General features: G+C 57.0%; 12 protein-coding genes. 10 read left to right on the top strand and 2 right to left on the bottom strand.

Annotated elements, in window-relative coordinates:
- Positions 1–30: 30 nt before the first annotated feature.
- Positions 31–1,554 (bottom strand): methyl-accepting chemotaxis protein, encoded by a 1,524-nt coding sequence (locus tag AC6I8W_RS16690; RefSeq protein WP_497835898.1) that lies wholly within the window; start codon positions 1,552–1,554, stop codon positions 31–33.
- 165 nt (positions 1,555–1,719) lie between these two features.
- Complete coding sequence (gene galR / locus AC6I8W_RS16685) at positions 1,720–2,721, bottom strand: HTH-type transcriptional regulator GalR (RefSeq protein ID WP_497835897.1); 1,002 nt, start codon at positions 2,719–2,721, stop codon at positions 1,720–1,722.
- Between the two features lie 194 nt (positions 2,722–2,915).
- Between galR and AC6I8W_RS16680 the strand changes: the two genes are divergently transcribed.
- From AC6I8W_RS16680 to AC6I8W_RS16635, 10 genes are all read left to right on the top strand, one after another.
- On the top strand, positions 2,916–5,189 hold the full coding sequence (locus AC6I8W_RS16680) for a molybdopterin-dependent oxidoreductase (protein ID WP_497835896.1): 2,274 nt from the start codon (positions 2,916–2,918) through the stop codon (positions 5,187–5,189).
- A gap of 273 nt (positions 5,190–5,462) precedes the next feature.
- The gene (locus AC6I8W_RS16675) at positions 5,463–7,193 is read left to right on the top strand and encodes a penicillin-binding transpeptidase domain-containing protein (protein WP_497835895.1); all 1,731 of its coding nucleotides are present in this window, start codon (positions 5,463–5,465) and stop codon (positions 7,191–7,193) included.
- A gap of 425 nt (positions 7,194–7,618) precedes the next feature.
- Positions 7,619–7,807 (top strand): toxin-antitoxin system HicB family antitoxin, encoded by a 189-nt coding sequence (locus AC6I8W_RS16670; protein ID WP_480365483.1) that lies wholly within the window; start codon positions 7,619–7,621, stop codon positions 7,805–7,807.
- A gap of 289 nt (positions 7,808–8,096) precedes the next feature.
- The gene (locus tag AC6I8W_RS16665; RefSeq protein WP_497835894.1) at positions 8,097–9,233 is read left to right on the top strand and encodes an efflux RND transporter periplasmic adaptor subunit; all 1,137 of its coding nucleotides are present in this window, start codon (positions 8,097–8,099) and stop codon (positions 9,231–9,233) included.
- A gap of 9 nt (positions 9,234–9,242) precedes the next feature.
- Entirely contained in the window at positions 9,243–12,377 is a 3,135-nt protein-coding gene (locus AC6I8W_RS16660) for an efflux RND transporter permease subunit (RefSeq protein ID WP_497835893.1), read from the top strand.
- A complete protein-coding gene (locus AC6I8W_RS16655) occupies positions 12,367–13,773 on the top strand; it encodes an efflux transporter outer membrane subunit (protein ID WP_497835892.1) in 1,407 nt (468 codons plus the stop codon). Before AC6I8W_RS16660 ends, AC6I8W_RS16655 begins: the two co-directional genes overlap by 11 nt.
- 140 nt (positions 13,774–13,913) lie before the next feature.
- Positions 13,914–15,170: an MdtA/MuxA family multidrug efflux RND transporter periplasmic adaptor subunit gene (locus tag AC6I8W_RS16650; protein WP_497835891.1), complete on the top strand. Its 1,257-nt coding sequence runs from the start codon at positions 13,914–13,916 to the stop codon at positions 15,168–15,170.
- Positions 15,167–18,370, top strand: a complete 3,204-nt coding sequence (locus tag AC6I8W_RS16645; protein WP_497835890.1) for an efflux RND transporter permease subunit — start codon at positions 15,167–15,169, stop codon at positions 18,368–18,370. The genes AC6I8W_RS16650 and AC6I8W_RS16645 overlap by 4 nt, the downstream gene beginning before the upstream one ends.
- A complete protein-coding gene (locus AC6I8W_RS16640) occupies positions 18,367–21,468 on the top strand; it encodes an efflux RND transporter permease subunit (protein WP_497835889.1) in 3,102 nt (1,033 codons plus the stop codon). Before AC6I8W_RS16645 ends, AC6I8W_RS16640 begins: the two co-directional genes overlap by 4 nt.
- Before the next feature lie 3 nt (positions 21,469–21,471).
- The gene (locus tag AC6I8W_RS16635; protein WP_497835888.1) at positions 21,472–22,878 is read left to right on the top strand and encodes an efflux transporter outer membrane subunit; all 1,407 of its coding nucleotides are present in this window, start codon (positions 21,472–21,474) and stop codon (positions 22,876–22,878) included.
- The last annotated feature ends 410 nt before the right edge of the window (positions 22,879–23,288 follow it).

Here is a 23,288-nt window from a genome sequence, read left to right as displayed (position 1 = left end):
ATCCGCGCGATAAATCGCGCCGCTACGGGGCTACGCCCGGTGCAACCGGAACGCGCCCACCAGGCGTGAAACATGCTCCGCCTGCTCCTGCAATGACTGTGACGCCGCCGAAGCCTGTTCCACCAACGCGGCGTTCTGTTGCGTGACATCATCCATCTGATCAATCGCCCGATGTACCTGGCTAATTCCCTGACTCTGCTCTGCCGCTGCGGTAGAGATTTCACTGACCAGGCTGTTGACCTTGGCTATCACTTCATTGACCGACTGAATACTGTCGCCTACCTGCGCGGCCTGCTGGGCACCCGATTCAATCAGGTTGGTTGAGGCTTCAATCAGGGTTTTAATTTCCCGAGCGGCGGTGGTGGAGCGATGGGAGAGATTGCGTACTTCTCCGGCCACCACGGCGAACCCTTTGCCGTGCTCCCCGGCGCGTGCGGCTTCCACGGCGGCGTTCAGTGCCAGGATATTGGTTTGAAAGGCAATGCCCTCAATCAGCCCGGTAATGTCTTTTACTTTCAGGGCACTCAAATGAATGTCATTCATGGTGCCGAGCATGGTGTCCAGCGACTCGGTGCTTTGACGCGACAGCGTGCTGGCGTTATCCGCCAGTTGGGTGGCATCACGGGTGTGGTCGGCGGTTTGACGTACTGTCTCGCTCAGCTCGGTCATGCTGGACGCGGTTTGCTCCAGGGATGCCGCTTGTTGTTCGGTGCGGGCGGAGAGATCTTCATTACCGGCTGCAATCTGCGTTGAGGCACTGCTCACCGAACTGGCGGCGTTGTTCACCGCCGTGAGTGCCTGCGAAATATGACGCATCAGCTTATTGAAGTAGCCAGCCATTTTACTCACTTCATCGTTGCGGCTCTCATCCGCCGCCACCGTCAGATCAAGATGTTCGGTGGCCTGCGCCATGATGGCGGAAATATTATTCAGGCTGCGGCGGATTTGCTTAATGGTCAGCAAGGCAAACACCACAATCATCAGCACCGCCACGGTGATACCGGCTACCGTCGCCCAGCTGACATAGTGGAAAATAGTGCGGTTGGTGGTACGTAATTGATCGCCAATCGCCATGTTTAGCGTCATTTGCTGGCGGTAACCGGCAATTAGCGTCTGGAGCGCGCCGCCGATACCGTTAGCGTTTGCCAGCACGTTTGGTTGATTGGCTTTCACCGCGTCCAGAAAGACGGGCAGGCGCTGACTCATCAGCTTAAGGGTGTCCGTCGCCTGCTGCGCCAGTTGGGCGTCTTTATCATCGGCGATATGGTTGTTTTGGTAAGCCTGCTGGTGGTCGCGAATCCCGGCGATCTGTTGTGACAGCTGTGATTCAAGCGTATCTGTTGGGCTGTTTTGATATTGATACAAACTGAGCCAGAGTTGCTGGCTGCGGTCGGTGAGGTCACTCAGCAGTTTAATTGAGGGAATGGCGCGACTTTGCACATTTTCGAAGCGATCCTGAAATCCGCTGATAAAGCTGATAGCCAGCGTCCCCTGCGCGATGATAACCGCGGTGATAAAACCCAAAGCCAGAAGTAAACGTCTGGAAATGCTCATATTTCCTCCTTAAATTTCTATCGATCCTTGCTGGCAAGGCCAGAAAAGTCCGGCACAGGTATCGGCAGAAACGTTAAGAAGATGAGGGATATTTAACAGTCGTTTTCCAATTTTGTGATGAATGCCCAGGGCGATTTTCATCGCCCTTACGGCTCACGAAGAAATTTAACCTGGTCCGCTGACCGAATGGCGCCGCACCAGCGTCGGGCTGAACATATTGGTCACTTCCGGCATCGGCAAGTCGTTCGCCAGTGCTAACGCCAGTTGAGCGGCCTGCTGCGCCATGGTCACAATCGGGTAACGTACGGTGGTCAGGCGCGGGCGCACGTAGCGCGACACCAGCACATCGTCGAAACCAATCAGCGACATCTCTTCCGGTACGCGGATACCGTTATCGCTCAGTACCGCCAGCGCGCCAGCGGCCATGGAATCGTTATAACAGGCCACTGCGGTAAACTGCTTGCCGCGACCGAGTAATTCGGTCATCGCCTGTTCGCCGCCCACTTCATCCGGTTCTCCCCAGGAAACCAGCCGATCATTACTCGGCAGGCCGTGTTCCTTCAGCGCATCGTAATAACCCTGCAAGCGGTCTTCGGCGTCGGAAATGGTGTGAGTGGAACAGATAAAGGCGATCTGCGTGTGGCCCTGCTGAATCAGATGACGCGTTGCCAGCCAGGCACCGTAGCGGTCATCCAGCGCAATGCAGCGCGACTCAAACCCTTTCAGCAACCGATTCAGCAGCACCATGCCCGGCACCTGCTTCATCAGTTGCTCCAGATCGTCGTCGGGGATTTTCTTGGCGTGCACCACCAGCGCCGCACAGCGATGGCGCATCAGTTGCTCAATTGCCTGACGCTCCTTTTGCTCATTATGGTAACCGTTACCAATCAGCAAAAAGTTGCCGGTCTGACCCGCCACTTCATCGACGGCTTTGACCATCGCACCGAAGAACGGGTCGGATACATCGCCGACTACCAGGCCGAGCGTTTCGGTGGATTGCTGCGCCAGCGCGCGTGCGTTGGCGTTTGGGTGATACTGCAACTGCTCCATTGCCATGGTGACGGCGAGGCGTGAACTCTCGCTGGCCTTGGGGGAATGATTAATCACGCGGGACACGGTTGCGACCGAGACCCCAGCCATTCTGGCAACATCCTTAATGGTAGCCATGCGTTAGCCTGCTTCCGGGAAAACGTTTACACATCCCCCCAGTGTTACGGAAATCCCCCAGCGTCGCAACCCGGCAGAATGCCAGCGCTGTCGCAAAAGCGCGGAAAATCAGACGCTCGCACCAGACTTTAGCCCGGCGTAGCCCCCATGTTATGCTGGCGCAACGAATGACACCTGCTTGCCGGACTCTACTGATGAAAACACGCGTGCCACATCTGGCGCATTGGGGCGCTTTTACCGCAGTGACGGAGAATGGCCGTCTCACCGGTTGCGAACCGTTCTTTGCCGATGCCGATCCTTCACCGATGCTGAATACCATCCCTGAGTTGGTGTATTCGGACAAACGTATTCGCCAGCCGATGGTGCGTCGTTCGTGGCTGAAATCCCGTGAGAACAGCGATCGCACGTTGCGTGGTCGCGAAGATTTTGTGGCGGTGGATTGGGACACCGCGCTGGATCTGGTGGCGGAAGAAAATCGCCGGGTGCGCGACCGCTATGGTGCGTCAGGGATCTTTAACGGTTCCTATGGTTGGTCCTCCGCCGGGCGAGTGAACCATGCGCGCACGCTGATCCGTCGCTTCTATTTTCAGGGTGGCGGCGGGGTCGACCAACAAGGCAACTACAGCTGGGGCGCGGCGCAGTTCTTTTTACCTTATGTGATTGGCACCTATATGCCGCTGACGGGCCGCGTCACCGATTGGCCGGATGTGGTACAGCACGCGGAGATCTTTATCGCCTTTGGTGGCCTGGCGCTGAAGAATGCCCAGGTGGCTTCCGGTGGAGCCGGACAGCACAGCCTGAAACCGGCACTGGAACAGCTGACCGCCAAAGGCACGCCAATCATCAACATCAGCCCGATGCGTGATGACTGTCCAGCGTTCGTCAATGCCGAATGGATCCCAATTCGTCCCAATACCGATGTGGCGCTGATGCTGGCCCTGGGTTTTGAAATTACCCGGAAGCAGGCGGTAGATGAGGCGTTTCTTGCCAGCCACTGCACCGGCTGGCCGCAGTTGCGCGCCTACCTGCTGGGCGAGAACGATGGCATCGCCAAAACGCCGGAGTGGGCCAGCCAGATCACCGGTATTCCGGCTGCGCGCATTGCGCTGTTGGCGCAACAACTGATCGGCAAGCGCAGCTTTATTACCTGTTCTTATTCGGTGCAGCGCGCCCATCGCGGTGAACAACCGTACTGGATGATGATTGCGCTGTCGTCGATGCTGGGCCAACCGGGTTTACCCGGCGGAGGTTTCTCCTTTGGTCATGGTTCGATGAACAGCGTCGGCAACCCGCGTCAGGAAGGCCCGGCTCCGCTGATGAGTACCGGGCCGAATCCGTCGGATCTGTCGATTCCGGTGGCGCGCATCAGCGATATGTTACTCAATCCCGGCCAGCCTTATCGCTTCCAGGGTGAGACCCTGCACTACCCGGATATCCATCTGGTGCATTGGGCTGGCGGCAACCCGTTCCATCATCATCAGCAACTGAATCGCCTGGTCGAAGGCTGGCAGCGCCCGGATACCGTGGTGGTGCAGGATATCGTCTGGACCCCCGCCGCGCAGATGGCGGATATCGTGCTGCCCGCCACTACCACGCTGGAGCGCAACGATATCGGTGGGTCCTCGCGCGATCGCTTTGTGCTGGCGATGCATCAGGCGATTAAACCGCAGCATCAGGCGCGCCATGATTTTGATATCTTTGCCGATTTGGCAGATCGTCTCGGTTACCGCGATGTGTTTACCGAAGGACGCAATGAGATGCAATGGATTGAACATCTCTATCAGCAGTGCGCGGTAGCGCATGCGCGCAAAGGGATTCACTTCCCGGAATTTGGCGAGTTCTGGCAGCGTGGTTTTGTCGAAATTCCGCAAGGGGGCACGCCTTACGTGTTTATGGATGCGTTTCGTGCCAATCCGGTGGCGAATCCGATCCAGACCGCCAGTGGGAAGATTGAACTGTTTTGCCAGACCATTGCGGATTATCAGCTGGAGGATTTTGCCGGTCACCCGGAATGGCGCGAGCCGCAGGAGTGGCTGGGGGCAGAACTGAGCGAGCAGTTCCCGCTGCATATGATCTCGATTCAACCGTCCGATCGTCTGCACAGCCAGCTTGACGCCACTGCCACGGTGCAGGCCAACAAAACCGCCGGACGTGAAACCCTGTACATGCATCCGCAGGATGCGGCAGCGCGTGAAATTAGCGACGGCGACCAGATTGAAGTCAGCAACGCGCGTGGCCGCATGCTGGCGGGCGTGCGTTTGACCGATGGCCTGACACCAGGCGTAGTGATCATCTCGACCGGGGCCTGGTTTGACCCTGGCTTTGGCCGTGCCTGGCAGCCGTGGGATCGCGCCGGTAACCCGAATGTGTTGACGTTGGATATCGGCACCTCGTCGTTAACCCAGGGACCGAACGCCATGAGTTGCCTGGTGGAAATCAAAAAACATGAGGTTTGCACAATCCAGTAAGAATCTCATCGCTGGTTACATTTTGCGGGTAACTGTTGCGTTTGAGAGATGGCATCCCGTCTCTGCGCCTTGCTACAGTCAGGGTCCCAGAGGTATTGATGGGTGAACATCAAAAAGTTTTCTTGATTACACCGACCTGCGCAGATGCGCAGGTTTTTTTTGCCCGCACGTTTCGCTAACGAACTGAAACACAGTTTTCCTGTTATCCCGCCTCGCGTTTCTTTATAACTGCTGCGATAACCCGTCTTACTTTTTGATTGCAGCGGTAATGCTATGCCCCGAATAAAAAAATTTCTGGGAAAAGACCAGATCCAGGCTCCATTTAATCCATTCCGCTTTCGCCTGATCTGTTTAGGTGTGCTTTCCTGTCTGGGCCTGTTGCTGGCACGCGTCGGTGATTTGCAGCTGATTAACCATCCGATGCTGGAACATGAAGCGGATCAACGCTCGCTGCGTACCGTGACGCTGCCCACCAACCGCGGCACCTTGCTGGATCGCGATGGCGAAGCGCTGGCGCTCAGCGTACCGTCGCGTGACATTATTGCTGACCCGATGCGGGTGCTGGAGAGCAATCCGGACTTTACCAGTGCCAAATGGGCCTATATGGCGAATGCGCTGAATATGCGTCCGGATCAGCTGGCGCAGCAGATTGTCGCGAACCCGAAAAAGCGCTTCCTGTATCTCGGGCGCAAAATTGAGCTGAGTATTGCCAAAGATATCGCCGCGCTGAAGCTCAAAGGCATCAGCTCGGTGTATGACGACAGCCGTTTCTATCCAATGAGTGAAGCTGCTGCACCGTTGATTGGTATCGTCGGGGCGGATAACAACGGACTGAATGGCCTGGAAAAAGGCTTTGATCGTCTGTTGCAGGGTGAAGAGGGTAAAGAGGTCTATCGCCAGGACAAAAATGGCGACATCATCGCGATGCTTGATTACCAGCCACCGCAGCAACCGCCGACGGTGCAACTCAGTATCGACAAATTTGACCAGTACACGCTCTACAGCAAACTGCGCGATGGTGTATTGCTCAACAAAGCCGATTCGGGTGCGGCGGTGCTGGTGAAAATCGATACCGGGGAAATTCTGGCGATGGCATCCTATCCTTCGTTCAACCCCAACAACTACGATGATGCCACCCCGGCGCAGATGCGTAACTCAGCGATTAACGACAGCTACGAACCAGGTTCGACGGTGAAACCGCTGGTAGTGCTGGAAGGTCTGGAGCGTCATCTGGTTCGCCCTGACTCGGTGATTGATACCTCGCCATATTCGGTTAACGGCCATCTGATCCGCGACGTGGGGCACTGGCCACGCCTGACCATGACCGGGATTTTGCAGAAATCGAGTGATATCGGTGTTTCCCATATCGCACTGGCGATGCCAGCGGAAGCGCTGGTCAACACGTATCAGGCATTTGGTCTGGGTAAGCCTACCGGCCTGGGTCTGACCGGTGAAAGCGTCGGTTACTTCCCGCTGCATCGTGAACGTTGGGCTGATATTGAACGCGCCACCTTTGCGTTTGGCTACGGCCTGCGCGTGACACCGCTGCAAATTGCGCGCGAATACGCCACCCTGGGTTCCTATGGTATTTACCGACCGCTGTCGATAACCAAGGTAACACCGCCAGTGCTGGGTACACAGGTCGCCGATCCGCAGATTACCCAAACCGTGGTGCATATGCTGGAGAGCGACGTGTTGCCAGGGGGGACCGGTGTGAAAGCGGCGGTGCCGGGCTATCGGCTGGCGACCAAAACCGGTACGGCAGAGAAGATGGGCACCAGCGGTAAGTACGATGGCGGCTACGTCAACTACACCGCAGGTATCGCACCGGCCAGCCATCCGGAAGTAGCGCTGGTGGTGATGATCAACCATCCGACTGCCGGAGATCACTTCGGTGGTTCGGTGGCCGCGCCGGTATTCGGCAACATTATGGGGCCGGTGCTGAAGCATATGAACATTGCACCAGATGCTATTTACAGCAAACCTCCGTCGGATAAATCTTAACAAAATCAGGATGTAACTACGGTGGCGGAGTTTTCACACCTGGTTGCATTTCCCCGAATTCGGTTGCGTTTTTTGCCTGTCGTCGTCACACCGATGATGCGAGGATGAAAGTCCCAGAGGTATTGATTGGTGTGAAGAATGGCAGCCGATGCTGCTCACCCTGTTCAGTTGCACCGACCCACGCAGATGCGTGGGTTTTTTTTTACCCGTGATGCAGCGGCAGGCCGCTTATTATCGTCCTGCTCAATCGTTCACACCTCTTATCTATCTCTTAACGTTCCACCGCCAACAAAAAAATATCTCGTCGTGTAACGTATTAGCTAACGCACCGCGATGTCGCATTCCATCAAGGTCCGCCAGCCCCTTACTGTGTTGGTAGCGCAGGTAAGGGGCGTATTTATTGCCTTTGTTGAGTCGACAACCCTATGCCAAAAATCAAAGACAGAACGCCGAAAGGCGAGGGCCGCTCAGCGGCTTTTCAACTGCGTATTCATCCTGAATTGCATGATCAGTTACGCGAACTGACTGATGACGACAACGTGACCTTGTCCTGTTGGTTAAAGGATTTGGCACGGCGCGAGTTACGCCGTCGTGGGATAGAGCCAAAAGGCTGACAGGCGCGATACATCGCGCCGCTACATATTGGGGTGCAAAGTTTAGCAGTGGCGCTAAAAATCGCAGATCCGTAGCGGCGCGATTTATCGCGCGATAACGTAATCGAATACCTGAAAACCCGCGAAAAGCTAAAAAACACAGCGATTTATCGCACGAAAGGTTTACCATTTTCGTTTCGAAAATATGTTTTACGCAACCTTAACAGCTGCGCCATTGCCTCCTGCCTACAATGACTTTCCTTGAGAGTAATCATTCTCATTACTTTCCCCAATCTTGTTGAGAAAAACTATGCGCCTGAAACTTCTTTCTGCCAGCGTGGTGTTTTTACTGGCAGCCTGTGATCAGGGTGGAGCGACACCCGCCGCGTCTGCGACACCGCAAGTCGGCGTTGTTACTCTGAAAACTGAACCCGTAACGCTGGTAACGCAATTACCTGGCCGTACCAATGCGGTGCGTACCGCTCAGGTGCGCCCGCAAGTAAGTGGTGTGATCCAAAAAATCCTCTTCACCGAAGGTGGGGAGGTCAAAGAGGGGCAGCCGTTGTATCAGATTGATCCGGCGACCTATAAAGCGGCTTATGACAAAGCGATGGCGACCTGGCAGAACGATGCGATGGTGGCGAAACGCTATCAGCCGCTGGCGGCTGCCCAAGCTATCAGTCAGCAGACTTACGATGATGCAGTGGCTGCTGAACGTGAAGCCAAAGCCGACGTGGAAACCGCCAAGGTCAACCTCGATTACACCCTGGTGAAAGCGCCCATCTCCGGGCATATCAGCCGTTCGCTCTACACTGCCGGTGCGCTGGTCACCAGCGGACAGACTGACTACCTTGCCACCATTACTCAGCTCAACCCGATCTATGTCGATGTGAATGAATCGGCCACCGATCTGCTGCGTCTGCGTCGGGCCCTGGAGGAAGGCAAAATTGCCAGGGTGGGTGACAACACCGCAGCGGTGGGCCTGTCGCTGGAAGATGGCAGCAAATATAGCGAACAAGGCAAGCTGGCCTTCTCGGAAGTCAACGTCGACACCGCCACCGGCACCGTGGTGCTGCGCGCCGTGTTCCCCAACCCCAATAACGAATTGCTGCCGGGCATGTACGTCCATGCCAGCTTCCCGCAGGGCATTCAGCAACAGGGCATTCTGGTGCCGCAGGAAGCCATCATGCATGACACCAAAGGGCAGCCCTATGTCTACGTGGTGAAAAGCGATAACACCATTGAGCAGCGCAGCATCAGCACCGGCGAAATGATCCACGGCGAGTGGCTGGTAAGCGGCGGCCTGCAAGAGGGGGAAAACGTGGTGGTGAATAACCTGCAAAGCGTACGTAGCGGCGTCAAGGTAACCACCACCGCAGCCAATACTAATGACACGCCATCTGCCAATGCCGTCAGCCTCTCCATGACTGATGCTGCGGCACAATAAGGGGGCGTCATGTCTAAGTTTTTTATTGAACGCCCGATATTTGCATGGGTTATCGCGATCATTGTGATGCTGGTAGGGGCGATTGCAACGCTCAATCTGCCGGTTAACCAGTATCCGAATATCTCGCCTCCGGCGGTTTCCATCTCCGTGACCTATCCCGGTGCCAGTGCCGAAACCACGCAGAACACCGTGGTGCAGGTGATTGAGCAGCAGCTCAACGGTCTGGACGGTTTGCGCTATCTGGAGTCGAGCAGTGCCTCAGACGGTAGTGCGCAGATCATTGCCACCTTTAATCAGGGCATTAACCCGGATATCGCCCAGGTACAGGTGCAGGACCGTGTGTCACTGGCCGAATCTCAGCTACCAACTGACGTTACGCAGCAGGGCATCCGTATCCGTAAGTACCAGAAAAACTTCATGATGGTGGTGGGGTTGATCTCGAAAGACGGTAAGCTGACCAACGGCGACCTTGCGGATATGCTGGTGTCGAAGCTGGAAGACCCGATTTCACGTACTCCCGGTGTCGGCGATTTTATGGTGCTGGGTTCAGAATACGCCATGCGTATCTGGCTCGATCCGGCCAAGTTGTATAAGTACAACCTGATGCCAAGCGATGTCAGTACGGCTATCGATAACCAGAACGTGCAGGTTTCTTCCGGTTCGTTGGGCGGGCTGCCAACGATTCAGGGTGCCAAAACCCAGGCGACCGTGCTGGGCAAAACCCGTTTCACCACGGTGAAACAGTTTGAAAACGTGCTGCTGAAAGTGAACAGCGACGGCTCGCAAGTACGTCTGAAGGATGTGGCGTCAGTTGCCCTTGGTCCACAGAGCTACGGCATTGACGCCACCCTGAATGGCAAGCCTGCCGCCGGTATCGCGCTGCGCCTGGCGACGGGTGCCAACGAGCTGAACACTGCCAAAGCGGTACGTCAGACCATTGCCGATCTGAAAAACTCGCTGCCGGATAACGTGGAAGTCACCTATCCCTACGACACCTCGCCGGTGGTCAGCGCCTCCATCGAAGAAGTGGTGAAAACCCTGATCGAAGCGGTGATCCTGGTGTTCTTCGTCATGCTGGTGTTCCTGCAAAATCTGCGTGCCACGCTGATCACCACCCTGGTGGTGCCGGTAGTACTGCTGGGGACGTTCGGTATCCTTGCTGCTTTTGGTTACAGCATCAACACCCTGACGATGTTCGGGATGGTGCTGGCGATAGGGCTATTGGTGGATGATGCCATCGTGGTGGTGGAGAACGTCGAGCGTGTGATGCACGAAGAAAAGCTCGACCCGAAAACCGCCACCATCAAATCGATGCAACAGATCCAAGGGGCGTTGTTCGGCATCGCGCTGGTGCTGTCGGCGGTATTGCTGCCGATGGCGTTCTTCTCCGGCTCGACCGGCGTGATTTATCGCCAGTTCTCGATCACCATCGTTTCGGCGATGGCGCTGTCGGTGATTATGGCGCTGATCTTTACCCCGGCGCTCTGTGCCACCTTCCTGAAAGCCAGTTCGGCGGAACACAAAACCACCGGGTTTGCTGGTTGGTTTAACCGTAAGTTCGACAGTGGCGCGATGCACTACACCCGTGGGGTGAATAAAGTCATCTCGCGTCGTGGGCTGTTTATGGTGGTGTATCTGGTGATCGTAGGTGTAACCGGCTTCCTGTTTACCCGTGTGCCGACCACCTTCCTGCCGAACGAAGACCAGGGCCTGATGATGGTGCAGATGACCCTGCCAGTTAACTCGTCATCGCAACGTACTCAGCAGGTGATCAACGATCTGAATGATTACCTGCAAAAGAATGAAGCCTCGGTCGTCACCACCACCTTTGGCGTGGCGGGCTTTAACTTCGCCGGTCGTGGGCAAAGTAACGCCATGGCGTTTGTGCGTTTGAAAGACTGGGGTGATCGTACCCACAGTGGTCAAAGCGTGCAGGATTTGGCGAACCGGGTCATGGCTCACTTTGCCAACTACAAAAACGCCAAAATCTTCGCCATGGTACCGCCTGCGGTGATGGAACTGGGGAACGCCACCGGTTTTGACCTCTACTTGCAGGATACCGGCGCGCATAGCCACCAGCAGATGATGGATGCCACCCATCAACTGATTGATCTGGCAAACAAAGATCCGCGTCTGGCTCAGGTGCGTATGAACGGCCTGGAAGATGAACCGCAGTATCAACTGGAGATCAATGACGAGAAAGCCAGCGCATTGGGCCTGAGCATGACCGACATTAATAACACCCTGTCGGTGGCCTGGGGTTCGAGCTATATCGACCAGTTTATGTATAACGGCCGCGTGAAAGAGGTCTATCTGATGGGGAAAGCGGATTCGCGTGTTACGCCGTCTGACCTCAATAAATGGTACTTCCGTAACGCCAGCGGCACCATGGTGCCGTTCTCCGCATTTGCCTCGGGTAAATGGGTCTATGGTTCGCCCCACTTCGAACGTTTCAATGGCCTGACGGCGGAAGAGATTCTTGGCTCCCCGGCACCGGGTAAGAGTACCGGTGAAGCGATGAAAGCCGTAGAAGAGCTGGCAAAACAGTTGCCGAGCGGCTTCCGTGTGCAGTGGTACGGCATCTCTTACGAGGAACAGGCTTCCGGCAACCAGACGGCACAGTTGTATGCCATCTCGATTCTGGTGGTATTCCTGTGTCTCGCCGCGCTGTATGAAAGCTGGTCGATTCCGTTCTCGGTGATTCTGGTGGTGCCGCTTGGCGTATTGGGAACCATCTGTGCCGTGTTGTTACGCGGTTTGCAGAACGATGTGTTCTTCCAGGTTGGGCTGTTAACCACCGTCGGGCTGGCGGCGAAGAACGCCATTTTGATTGTGGAATTTGCTAAGGAACTGCACGAGCGGGAAGGTAAGAGCCTGGTCGAGGCGGCGGTGGAAGCAGCACGCCTGCGTATCCGCCCCATCATCATGACCTCGATGGCCTTTATCCTCGGCGTATTGCCGCTCACCATCTCTAACGGTGCTGGCGCGGGCAGTCAGCACTCCATCGGTACGGCGGTAGCGGGCGGGATGATCACCGCGACCTTCCTCGCCATTTTCTTTGTACCGATGTTCTACGTGGTGGTATCGCAGTTCTTCGCGCGTAAGAAAAAAGCATCCGTAGAGGGGGTGCAGCATGATAACTAAAACCTTCAATTGGGCGCTGCTGCCGCTGGCCGCTGCGCTTGGCTTAACCGGTTGTACCATGGAGCCGCATTACCAGCGACCATCGATGCCGGTGGATGCCCGTTATGATCAGGCCACTCCAGCGGGCAACGTGGCGGATCTGCCGTGGCAGAACTTCTTTGCTGACGCGACGATGCGCAACCTGATTCAGCTCTCGCTCGACAACAACCGTGACCTGCGCGTGGCGGCGCTAAATGTGGAAGAAGCGCGTAACGATGTGACGGTGCAGCGTGCGGCGTTGATGCCGTCGATTGACGCCACCGCCAGCCAGACCTCGGCGCATGAGCCAGGAAATCTGTACAACACTAAAACCACCGGTCCGGTGACTTACCATGAGCTGAACGCCGGTCTCGGCGTCACCTCGTGGGAGCTGGATTTCTTTGGGCGTCTGCGCAGCCTGCGTGATGAGGCCCAGGAAACTTACCTCTCCACCGCCGCCACTGAACGCGCCACCCGCATCTCGCTGATCTCCGAAGTCGCGACCGCATGGCTGACCTTGTGTTCGGATAACGATCTGTTGCATCTGGCGCAGAATACCGCGCAGAGCCAGCAGGACTCGTATCGTCTGACCAAGATGAGCTATGACGGCGGCGTCAGCAGCGATCAGGATCTGGCGGAAGCGGAAAGCACGGTGCGTGCCGCCGAAGCCGACGTTGCCAGCTATACACGTCAGGTGCGTCAGGATGTCGATGCTCTGCGGCTGCTGGTCGGCACCGATTTACCGGTGTCGCTGTTGTCACATGCCACGCTGGACGCAAACTGGCAGTTCCCGGCCACGCCTGCCGGGTTGCCGTCTGATTTGCTGACGCGTCGACCGGACGTGATGGCAGCTGAGCACACCTTGAAAGCGGCTAACGCCAATATTGGTGCGGCGCGTGCTGCCTTCTTCCCGAGTATCACGCTGACCGCATCAGGCGGTTCAACCAGCAGCTCGCTGGGCAGTTTGCTGGGTGGCGGCACCGGAGCCTGGTCGTTTGTGCCGTCGATCAATCTGCCGATTTTTGATGGTGGCAAAAACGAAGCCAATCTGAACATCGCGCATATTGAGAAGCGCATTGAGATCGCCAACTATGAGAAAGCGATCCAGACTGCGTTCAAAGAGGTGAATGATGCGCTGGCGGGACAGGATACCTGGCAGGATCAAATGACGGCCCTGCAAAAAGAGGTAGGTGCGAACCAGCGCGACTACGACTATTCTGAATTGCGTTATAAGCAGGGCGTTGATAATTATCTCAATGTGTTAGTCGCCCAACGTTCGCTTTACAGTGCGCAACAGTCGTTAATCAGCGCGCATCTGGGCCAGTTGAGCCAGAAAATCACGCTGTACAAGGCGCTCGGCGGCGGCTGGAAATCCTGAGGATCTTAACGAAACCCTTACGGTTTGAGCATGGAATAAAACGCGCCTTTCAGCCGATAATACGCACAGTAATGATTTACTTTTGAAATAATCCCCTGCTTTTCAGGGGATTTTCCATTTATCTGAGACCCAATAACTCAATGAAGACCAACGCACCTCGCTCCACTTTCTCTCGCTGGCTGAAATGGCTGCTTCTGTTAGTTGTGCTGTTAATTGTTGCTGGCGTGATCTGGCGCGTAGTCGGTGGTCGTGGCGGTATGCCACCAGGCGGGATGCCGCCGGGTGGAACACATGCTGGACGTGGCGCTCATCGTCCGGCCGGTGGTCCGCCGGGTATGGCGATGATGATGGGCGGTGCGACTCTGGTACACAGCGGTGTGGCCAGCACGGCGGATGTGCCGGTCTACCTCAATGCATTGGGTACGGTGATCCCTAACGCCAGCGTGACTGTCACCAGCCGGGTGGCTGGTCAGTTGGAAAAAGTCTACTTCACCGAAGGACAAAAAGTGGCAGCCGGCCAACTGTTGGCGCAGATCGATCCGCGCAGCTACCAGGCGACGCTGGCGCAGTATCAGGGTGATCTGGCGCAGAACCAGGCGTTGCTGAAAAGCGCACAACTGACGTTGACCCGCTACCAGAAACTTTACGCCCAGGACTCCCTGGCACGTCAGGATCTCGATACGCAGACCGCGACGGTCGGCCAGTATCGTGGTGCGGTTGCCGCTGATGAAGCACAGATCGCCAGCGCCAAACTGGATATCGAATATTCGCGCATTACCTCGCCGGTCAGCGGTCGCGTCGGCTTACGCCTGGTCGATCCGGGTAATATGATCCAGACCACCGACACCACCGGCATTGTGGTGGTGACGCAGATGCAACCGGCGGCGGTCACCTTCAGCGTGCCGCAGAGCAATATCCCGCAGCTCACCAAAGCACTGCACAACGACCAGAGCCTGCCGGCGACGGCGTTTGATCAGGACAACACCACGGTGCTGGCACAGGGTGTGGTGCGCTACATCGGTAACCAGATCGACACCAGCACCGGCACCATCGAACTGAAAGCCAGCTTCCCGAACGAAGACGAGTCGCTGTTTGCTAACCAGTTCGTTAACCTGCGTCTGCAAACCGACACGCTGAAAAATGCCACGGTGATCCCGGCGCAGGCGTTGCAGTTGAGCAGCGACGGCAGCTTTGTCTTTGTTATCAACAAAGACGATACCGTGACGCGTAAAGCGGTCACCACCGGACCGACCTTCGGTGAAGACCAGCAGGCGATCCTGAAAGGGGTTGCACCGGGCGACCGTCTGGTGACGGAAGGCATTGATCGCCTGACCGACGGCAGTAAAGTGACGCTGGCCGATGAGAGCAAACCGACTGCGACCACCGAGGCCAAATGAACCCGTCACGCCTGTTTATCCAGCGGCCGGTCGCTACCATCCTGTTGATGGTTGGCGTGCTGATCTCTGGCATCTTCGCTTATAAGTTTCTCTCGACCTCGGCGTTGCCGCAGGTGGACTATCCGACCATCCAGGTCACCACGCTGTATCCGGGTGCCAGCCCGGATGTGATGGCGTCATCCGTCACCTCGCCGCTGGAACGCCAGCTGGGACAGATGGCGGGCCTGAGCCAGATGACTTCCACCAGCTCTGGTGGCTCGTCGATCATTACCCTGAAGTTCAGCCTCGATCTGTCGCTGGACGTTGCCGAGCAGGAAGTGCAGGCGGCAATTAACGCCGCCAACAACCTGCTACCGAGTGATTTGCCCAACCCGCCGACCTATAAAAAGGTCAACCCGGCGGACAGCGCGGTGATCACCCTGGCGGCCAGTTCCGACACGCTGCCGCTCACTCAGGTGCAGGATCTGGTGAATACCCGCGTGGCGCTTAAGCTGTCGCAGATCTCCGGCGTCGGTATGGTGACGCTGGCGGGCGGCCATCAACCGGCCATCCGCGTGCAGATGGACCCGAAAGCGCTGGCGGTACACAACCTGACGCTGGAAGACGTCAACACCCTGATCAGTAACGGCAACGTTAACGGTTCGAAAGGCGGTTTCGATGGCAAATATCATTCCGTCACCATCGATGCCAACGACCAACTGCGCACCGCGGAAGAGTACGGCAACCTGATTATCACTTACCAAAACGGTGCCGCGCTGCGTCTGAAAGATATCGCCCATATCGAACAGGGGCCGGAAAACAGCTTCCAGTCGGCCTGGGCCAACAACAGCCCGGCGATTGTGATCAGCGTGCAGCGCCAGCCGGGTGCCAATGTGATTCAGGTGGTGGATGCCATCAAAGCCAAACTGCCGACCTTGCAGGCGGCGCTGCCGGATGGCGTGAAGATGACCATCCTGTCTGATCGCACACAAACCATTCGTGCCTCGATCAGCGACGTGCAGTTTGAGTTGATGCTGTCAGTGGCGCTGGTGGTGATGGTCACTTTCCTGTTCCTGCGTAACATCGCGGCGACACTGATCCCCAGCGTGGCGGTGCCGCTGTCGCTGATTGGTACTTTCGGCGTGATGTATCTGGCCGATTTTAGCCTGAACAATCTGTCGTTGATGGCGCTGACCATCGCCACCGGTTTCGTTATCGACGATGCCATCGTGGTGGTGGAAAACATCTCACGACGGCTGGAGGAGGGCGAAACGCCGATGCAGGCGGCGCTGAAAGGATCGCAGCAGATTGGCTTCACCATTATCTCGCTGACCTTCTCGCTGATTGCGGTGCTGATCCCGCTGCTGTTTATGGGCGATGTGGTCGGGCGTCTGTTCCGCGAATTTGCCATCACCCTTGCGGTATCGATCCTGGTGTCGATGGTGGTGTCGCTGACGCTCACCCCGATGCTGTGCGCTTATTTGTTGCAGCATATCCCGCTGGAAAAACAGTCGCGTTTTTCGCGCAAAGGCGGCGAGTTCTTTGACAAGCTGATTCGTGGCTACGACCGCATGTTGACCATCGTCCTGAACCATCAGAAGCTGACGTTGCTGGTGGCGCTGGCGACCTTCGCGCTCACCGCGTTGCTGTACATCGCTATCCCAAAAGGCTTTTTCCCGACCCAGGATACCGGCCTGATTCAGGGTGTCACCATCGCCTCGCAGGATGTGTCGTTTAATGAGATGTCGAAACGTCAGCAGGCGCTGGCGCAGGTGATTCTGCAAAATCCTTCGGTGGAGAGCCTCTCCTCCACCATTGGCATCGATGGCACCAATACCAGCCTCAACAGCGGCAGCATCCAGATCAACCTTAAACCGTTTGGCGAACGTGATGATAAAGCCGACGTGGTGATCAAGCAGCTGCAACAGGCAGCAAGCCAGGTGGCGGGGATTCAGCTTTATCTGCAACCGGCGCAGGATCTGACTGTCAACGATCAGGTCACACCGAATCAGTATCAGTTCACTCTTGACGATGCCGACAGCGAAAACCTGGTGAAATGGACGCCGCAACTGGTTGCCGCGTTACAGAAACGCCCGGAGTTTAATGGCGTGGTGAGCAACTTGCAGGATCAGGGTCGCGTGGCGTACGTGGAGCTGAACCGTGATAAAGCGGCGCGCTATGGCATTACCGCCGCCGATGTCGATACTGCGCTGTATAACAGTTTTGGTCAGCGTCTGGTCTCCACCATCTTTACCCAGGCGAACCAGTATCGCGTGGTGCTGGAAGTGGCTCCGCAATTCCAGCAGTCACCGGCTTCGTTCGATGATGTTTATCTGCCCTCGACCACCAGCAGCAGTGCTGACAGCAGCACCAGCACGTCGACATCGTCGTCCAGCACCACCAGCAGCTCGACCTCAAGCAGTTCTGATTCGAGTACCACCACCACCGGGATGGTGAAACTGACCTCGATCGCCACCATTCATCAACGCACCGGTTCACTGATGCATATGCGTCTCAACCAGTTCCCGGCGGTGATGGTGTCGTTTAACCTCAATAGCGACTATTCGCTGGAGGATGCGCAGAAGGCGATTGCCGAAGTGACGCAACAGCTTAGCCTGCCTTCGAGCATCACCCTGCGTTATCAGGGTGAGACCTCGGCCTTCCAGAGCGCCACCGGCAACACGCTGTGGCTGATTCTGGCGGCGCTGATCACCATGTATGTGGTGCTGGGCATTCTGTACGAAAGCTTTATCCATCCGGTGACCATTCTCTCCACGCTGCCGTCGGCAGCGGTCGGGGCGTTGTTGACGTTGCTGTTAGCGGGCAGCGAGTTCAGCCTGATTGCATTGATCGGGGTGATCCTGTTGATCGGTATCGTGAAGAAGAACGCGATTATGATGATCGACTTCGCGCTGGAGGCGGAAAACAAACAGGGGATGAGTCCACGCGATGCCATCCATCAGGCGTGTTTGTTGCGTTTCCGCCCGATTATGATGACCACGATGGCGGCGCTGCTCGGCGCGCTGCCGCTCATGCTGGCTTCCGGTTCTGGCGCGGAACTGCGTCAGCCGCTCGGCCTGGTGATTGTCGGTGGATTGATCGTCAGCCAGGTGCTGACGCTGTTCTCCACCCCGGTCATCTACCTGTGGTTTGATGGCTGGGCGCAGCGTGGTAAGCGTTTCGTGCAACGCAAACAACAGCAGGCGCGAGGCGAGCAATGAATTTGACGCGGCTGTTTATCTTCCGCCCGGTCACCACCTTGCTGCTGACGTTATCGATCATGCTGCTCGGTCTGTTGGGCTACCGGCTGTTGCCGGTAGCACCGCTGCCGCAGGTGGATTTCCCGACCATTATGGTCAGCGCCAGTCTGGCCGGGGCCAGCCCGGAAACCATGGCCGCCACGGTAGCCACGCCGCTGGAGCGCTCGCTCGGCCAGATCGCTGGTATCACCGAGATGACCTCCAGCAGCTCGCAGGGTTCCAGTACCATTATTTTGCAGTTTGAACTGGACCGCGATATCAACGGCGCGGCACGTGACGTGCAGGCCGCCATCAACGCGGCGCGCAGTTTGCTGCCCAGCTCAATGGAATCGCTGCCGACCTATCGCAAAGCCAACCCGTCGGATGCGCCGATTGTGATGCTGGCGTTGGTGTCGGCCACCCGCACACCGGGCGAACTCTACGATCTGGCTGAGAGCAAAATCGAACAGGCGGTAAGCCAGGTGCAGGGCGTCGGTGAAGTGTCGCTGATGGGCAGTGCGCTGCCTGCGGTGCGTATCGACCTGCAACCGCAAAAGCTGACGCAGTATGGCATTTCGCTGGATACGGTACGTAGCGCGATTGCTGACAGCACCACCAACCTACCGAAAGGCATCCTGCAAGGTGACAAGCAATCCTGGGTGGTGGACAGCAACGGCCAGCTGGATAAGGCGGCGCAATATCGCGATCTGATCGTTACCTATATCAACGGCAAAGCGGTACGGCTACATGATGTCGCCACCGTGTATGACTCGATAGAAGATAAGTACCAGGCCGGTTTCCTTAACGCCACACCGTCGGTGATGGTGGGAATTAAGCGTCAGGCTGGTGCCAACATGCTGGATACCATCGACGCCATCAAGGCCCAATTGCCGGAGCTGGAAAAAGATCTGCCCGCCGATACTCAGTTGAAGGTGGTGGTGGATCGCTCGCCAACGGTGCGCGAATCTTTGTACGACACCGAAGAGACGTTGCTGATTGCCGTGATGCTGGTGATTGCGGTGGTGTTTATCTTCCTGCGTAACGTGCAGGCGGTGGTGATCCCGGCGCTGGCACTGCCGGTGTCGCTAATTGGCACCTGTGCGGTGATGTATCTGCTTGGCTACAGCCTCGATAACCTGTCGCTGATGGCGCTGATCATCTCCACCGGCTTTGTGGTCGATGATGCGATAGTGGTGCTGGAAAATATCACCCGCCATATCGAAGAGGGACTCAGCCCGCTGCGTGCCGCGTTACGTGGCGCACAGGAAGTGAGTTTTACCGTGCTATCGATGACCATGTCGTTGATTGCGGTGTTTATTCCAATTCTGTTGATGGGCAGCATTGTCGGGCGTCTGTTCCGTGAATTTGCGGTGACGTTGACCATCTCGCTGCTGATCTCGATGTTTGTCTCGCTCAGCCTGACGCCGATGTTGTGCGCGCGTCTGTTGAAGGCCAAACCGAAAGTCACCAAACGCCCGCACCCGGTGTATCAGTTCATTGAAAACCAACTGAATGGACTGCTGACGGCTTACTCGCGCGGTCTGGCGTGGGTGATGGCGCATCAGAAAATCACCATGTTCAGCCTGGTGCTGACCGTGTTGCTCAATCTGTTCCTTTACTCAGTGGTACAGAAAGGCTTCTTCCCTAACCAGGATACCGGCCTGCTAATGGGTGCGCTGCGCGCCGACCAAAACATCTCCTTCCAGGCGATGAAACCGAAGATGCTGGAGTTCACCAAAATCATCCAGTCCGACCCGGCGGTGGAAAGCGTGATGTCGTCGATGGGCAGCGGCATGTTTGGCTCGCGTAACAGCGCCAACTTCTTTGTGCGTCTGAAGGATTTTGACCAGCGTAGCGCCACCGCGACTGAAGTGGCTAACCGTTTGAGTCTCAAGACCAGCCATATCGCCGGTGGGCAGATGTTCCTGATGGCGGCGCAGGATCTGCATATCGGTGGTCGCAGCGCTAATGCCACTTATCAATACAGCTTACAGGCCGACGATCTGGACGTGCTGCGGACCTGGACGCCAAAAGTGCAGGCGGCGCTGGCGGCGATCCCTCAGTTGAACAGCGTAGACTCCGACTCGCAAACCGGTGGTCAGGAAGTGGTGATCAATATCGATCGCGATCGGGCGAAGATGCTGGGTGTTAACGTGCAGATGATCGACACCATGCTGAATAACTCCTTTAGCCAGCGGCAGATCGCCACGCTGTATCACACGCTCAACCAATACCATGTGGTGATGTCGTTGCAGGACAGCTACACCCGTGACCCGGATATCCTGAAACAGTTGTTTGTAGTGAACGACAGCGGCGATCGTGTGCCGCTCTCGGCATTCGCCACCTTTAAGGGCGGCAACGCGCCGCTGTCGGTGGCGCATCAGGGCCAGTCAGCTACCAGCACCATCGCGTTTAACCTCAATGACGGCGTCTCGCTGGAACAGGCGCAGGCGCTGATTAAGCAGGCCATGGCAAAGCTGGGACTGCCTTCCAATATTCAGGCGGGTTTTGCCGGGACGGCGGCAGCCTTCGCCCAACTCACCGCCACCATGCCGTGGCTGATTCTGGCGGCGCTGGCGGCGGTGTATATCGTGTTGGGTGTGTTGTATGAAAGCTATATTCACCCCATCACCATCCTGTCCACGCTGCCTTCGGCGGGTGTCGGTGCGCTGTTGCTGCTGCTGCTGACCAATACGCAACTGACGGTGATTGCACTGATCGGCATCATCCTGTTGATCGGTATCGTGAAAAAGAACGCGATTATGATGATCGACTTTGCCATCGACGCAGAGCGACGCCTTGGGTTGACCCCACAGCAGGCGATCACTCAGGCCTGCCTGATGCGCTTCCGTCCGATCATGATGACCACCCTGGCCGCATTCTTTGGTGCATTGCCACTGGCGCTGGGCAGTGGCGGTGACGCTGATCTGCGTAGCCCACTTGGTCTGGCGATTGCCGGTGGCCTGGCGCTCAGCCAACTGCTTACCCTGTTTACCACGCCGGTTGTTTATCTCTGGCTCGATAGTTTGAGCCGCGCCACGAAACGTCAGTGGCGGCGGTTGCGTCATGCGGAATCCTGATCCATGAAAATGTCGTTACGAATTACCCCGATCTTTATGGCGCTGCTGCTGGCAGGCTGTAGCGTTGGCCCTGATTATCAGCGTCCGACGATGGCGATGCCGACCCATTTTAAAGAGGCCAAAGGCTGGACCCAGGCCACGCCGCAGGATGATAAGAGCAAAGGTGAATGGTGGTCGGTGTACCACGATACCACGCTCGACAGCCTGCTGCGTCAGGTCAGCATCTCCAACCAGAACGTTGCTAACTATGCGGCACAATATCGCGAAGCTCAGGCGTTGGCGGGGCAGTCACGCGCGGAATTGTTCCCCTCCGTCAGCTATGACGCCAGCACCACCCGCAGTGGCAGTCGTGCCAGTACCACCGGCCAACGCAGCGTCAGCAACAGCCATCAGGCTGAGCTGAGCGCCAGCTGGGAGCTGGATCTGTGGGGTAAACTGCGCCGTACGCTGGAAGAGAACAAAGCCAGCGCCCAGGCGAGCGCCGCTGAACTGGCGAATATCACCCTCAGCGCGCAGTCCGAACTGGCGCAGGATTATTTCCAGTTGCGCATCATGGACGAAAAAATTGCCCTGTATCAGCGCAGCGTCGACGCTTATCAGCGTTACCTGACGGTGATTCAGAACAAATATCAGGCGGGCAGTGAATCACGCGCCACCCTGGCGCAGGCCCAGATGCAGCTGGAGAGCGCCCGTGCCTCGGCGCAGGATTATCAGTGGCAGCGCGCCCAACTGGAGCACGCGATTGCCTTGCTGATAGGCCGTGCACCGGCTGATTTCTCACTGCCGGTGGCGAAACTGGAGGCGACCTTACCGGAAATCCCCAACAGCGTGCCTTCGCAATTGTTGCAGCGTCGCCCGGATATCGCCTATGCCGAACGTAATGTGGCGGCGGCCAATGCGGCGGTGGGGGTAGCGATTGCGGGTTATTACCCGGATCTGACGCTGAGCGCCAGCGGGGGTGTCAGTTCGTCGACCTTCAGCAACCTGTTCTCGCTGCCGAACCGCGTCTGGTCGCTGGGACCGGAACTGAGTGGCACCCTGCTGGACTTTGGCGCGACCTCGGCGAAAGTGGAGCAGGCGAGGGCTTCCTATGACGCCAGTGTTGCCAGCTATCGTCAGGCTGTGCTGGAAGGGATGCAGGAAGTGGAAGATTATCTGGTGGAGCTGAACACGCTGAAAGGCGAAATGGTTTCACTGCAACTGTCCACTGCCGCGGCGCAGGAATCCGCGCGTGTGACGCGTAATCAGTATGAGGCGGGGATGATCGACTATCTCGACGTTGCCACCACTGAAAACAGCAGCCTGAGTGAGCAGCAGACCCTGCTGTCGACGCAAAGCACCCAGTGGGTGACCAGCGTTGAGCTGATTGCTGCGCTGGGCGGGGGTTGGCAGGCGGATAATTCGCACTAGGTAGTTTTGCATCGAGGTGGTTTCGTTCGCCTTGGGCTGATGTAGTTGCAGTTCGCCGGTGCGGCGACCGAGCAAAGGGTGCCAGGCCGCACCCTTTTTTTGCGCGATAAATCGCGCCGCTACAGATAAGGCATGGTCATTTGTAGCGGCGCGATTTATCGCGCAATGAAGAGAGCACCTGGCTCACAGGCGGTGGGGGGGGCGGCATCCACGGCGCCGAGCGCAGAGGGAAGGCCAGGCCGAGCCGCATGGATACGGCGAGAGAGCGGAATGAGCCAGGGATGGCGAATCCGCGCGTGCCGTCCGCCTGCACGTTGCAGCTGAAACTCCACAATGTCTGGCGGGCGGAACCTTCTCGGAGCCAAACCGCTGACTGGCAAGTAACACGATTTATCGTGTCGCCCCGCGCG

This window comes from Pantoea sp. X-Soil-TKNS-1211 (assembly GCF_059730495.1).
Note: the sequence above shows the minus strand (reverse complement) of the source record. Positions and strands in the feature narration are given on the sequence as shown.

What these genes read in the sequence shown, in the direction of transcription:
- AC6I8W_RS16635 (WP_497835888.1), top strand. Translation starts at nt 21,472, where the DNA reads ATGAAAATGTCGTTACGAATTACCCCGATCTTTATGGCGCTGCTGCTG.
- AC6I8W_RS16640 (WP_497835889.1), top strand. Translation starts at nt 18,367, where the DNA reads ATGAATTTGACGCGGCTGTTTATCTTCCGCCCGGTCACCACCTTGCTG.
- AC6I8W_RS16690 (WP_497835898.1), bottom strand. Translation starts at nt 1,554, where the DNA reads ATGAGCATTTCCAGACGTTTACTTCTGGCTTTGGGTTTTATCACCGCG.
- AC6I8W_RS16680 (WP_497835896.1), top strand. Translation starts at nt 2,916, where the DNA reads ATGAAAACACGCGTGCCACATCTGGCGCATTGGGGCGCTTTTACCGCA.
- AC6I8W_RS16645 (WP_497835890.1), top strand. Translation starts at nt 15,167, where the DNA reads ATGAACCCGTCACGCCTGTTTATCCAGCGGCCGGTCGCTACCATCCTG.
- AC6I8W_RS16650 (WP_497835891.1), top strand. Translation starts at nt 13,914, where the DNA reads ATGAAGACCAACGCACCTCGCTCCACTTTCTCTCGCTGGCTGAAATGG.
- AC6I8W_RS16670 (WP_480365483.1), top strand. Translation starts at nt 7,619, where the DNA reads ATGCCAAAAATCAAAGACAGAACGCCGAAAGGCGAGGGCCGCTCAGCG.
- AC6I8W_RS16665 (WP_497835894.1), top strand. Translation starts at nt 8,097, where the DNA reads ATGCGCCTGAAACTTCTTTCTGCCAGCGTGGTGTTTTTACTGGCAGCC.
- AC6I8W_RS16675 (WP_497835895.1), top strand. Translation starts at nt 5,463, where the DNA reads ATGCCCCGAATAAAAAAATTTCTGGGAAAAGACCAGATCCAGGCTCCA.
- AC6I8W_RS16655 (WP_497835892.1), top strand. Translation starts at nt 12,367, where the DNA reads ATGATAACTAAAACCTTCAATTGGGCGCTGCTGCCGCTGGCCGCTGCG.
- galR (WP_497835897.1), bottom strand. Translation starts at nt 2,721, where the DNA reads ATGGCTACCATTAAGGATGTTGCCAGAATGGCTGGGGTCTCGGTCGCA.
- AC6I8W_RS16660 (WP_497835893.1), top strand. Translation starts at nt 9,243, where the DNA reads ATGTCTAAGTTTTTTATTGAACGCCCGATATTTGCATGGGTTATCGCG.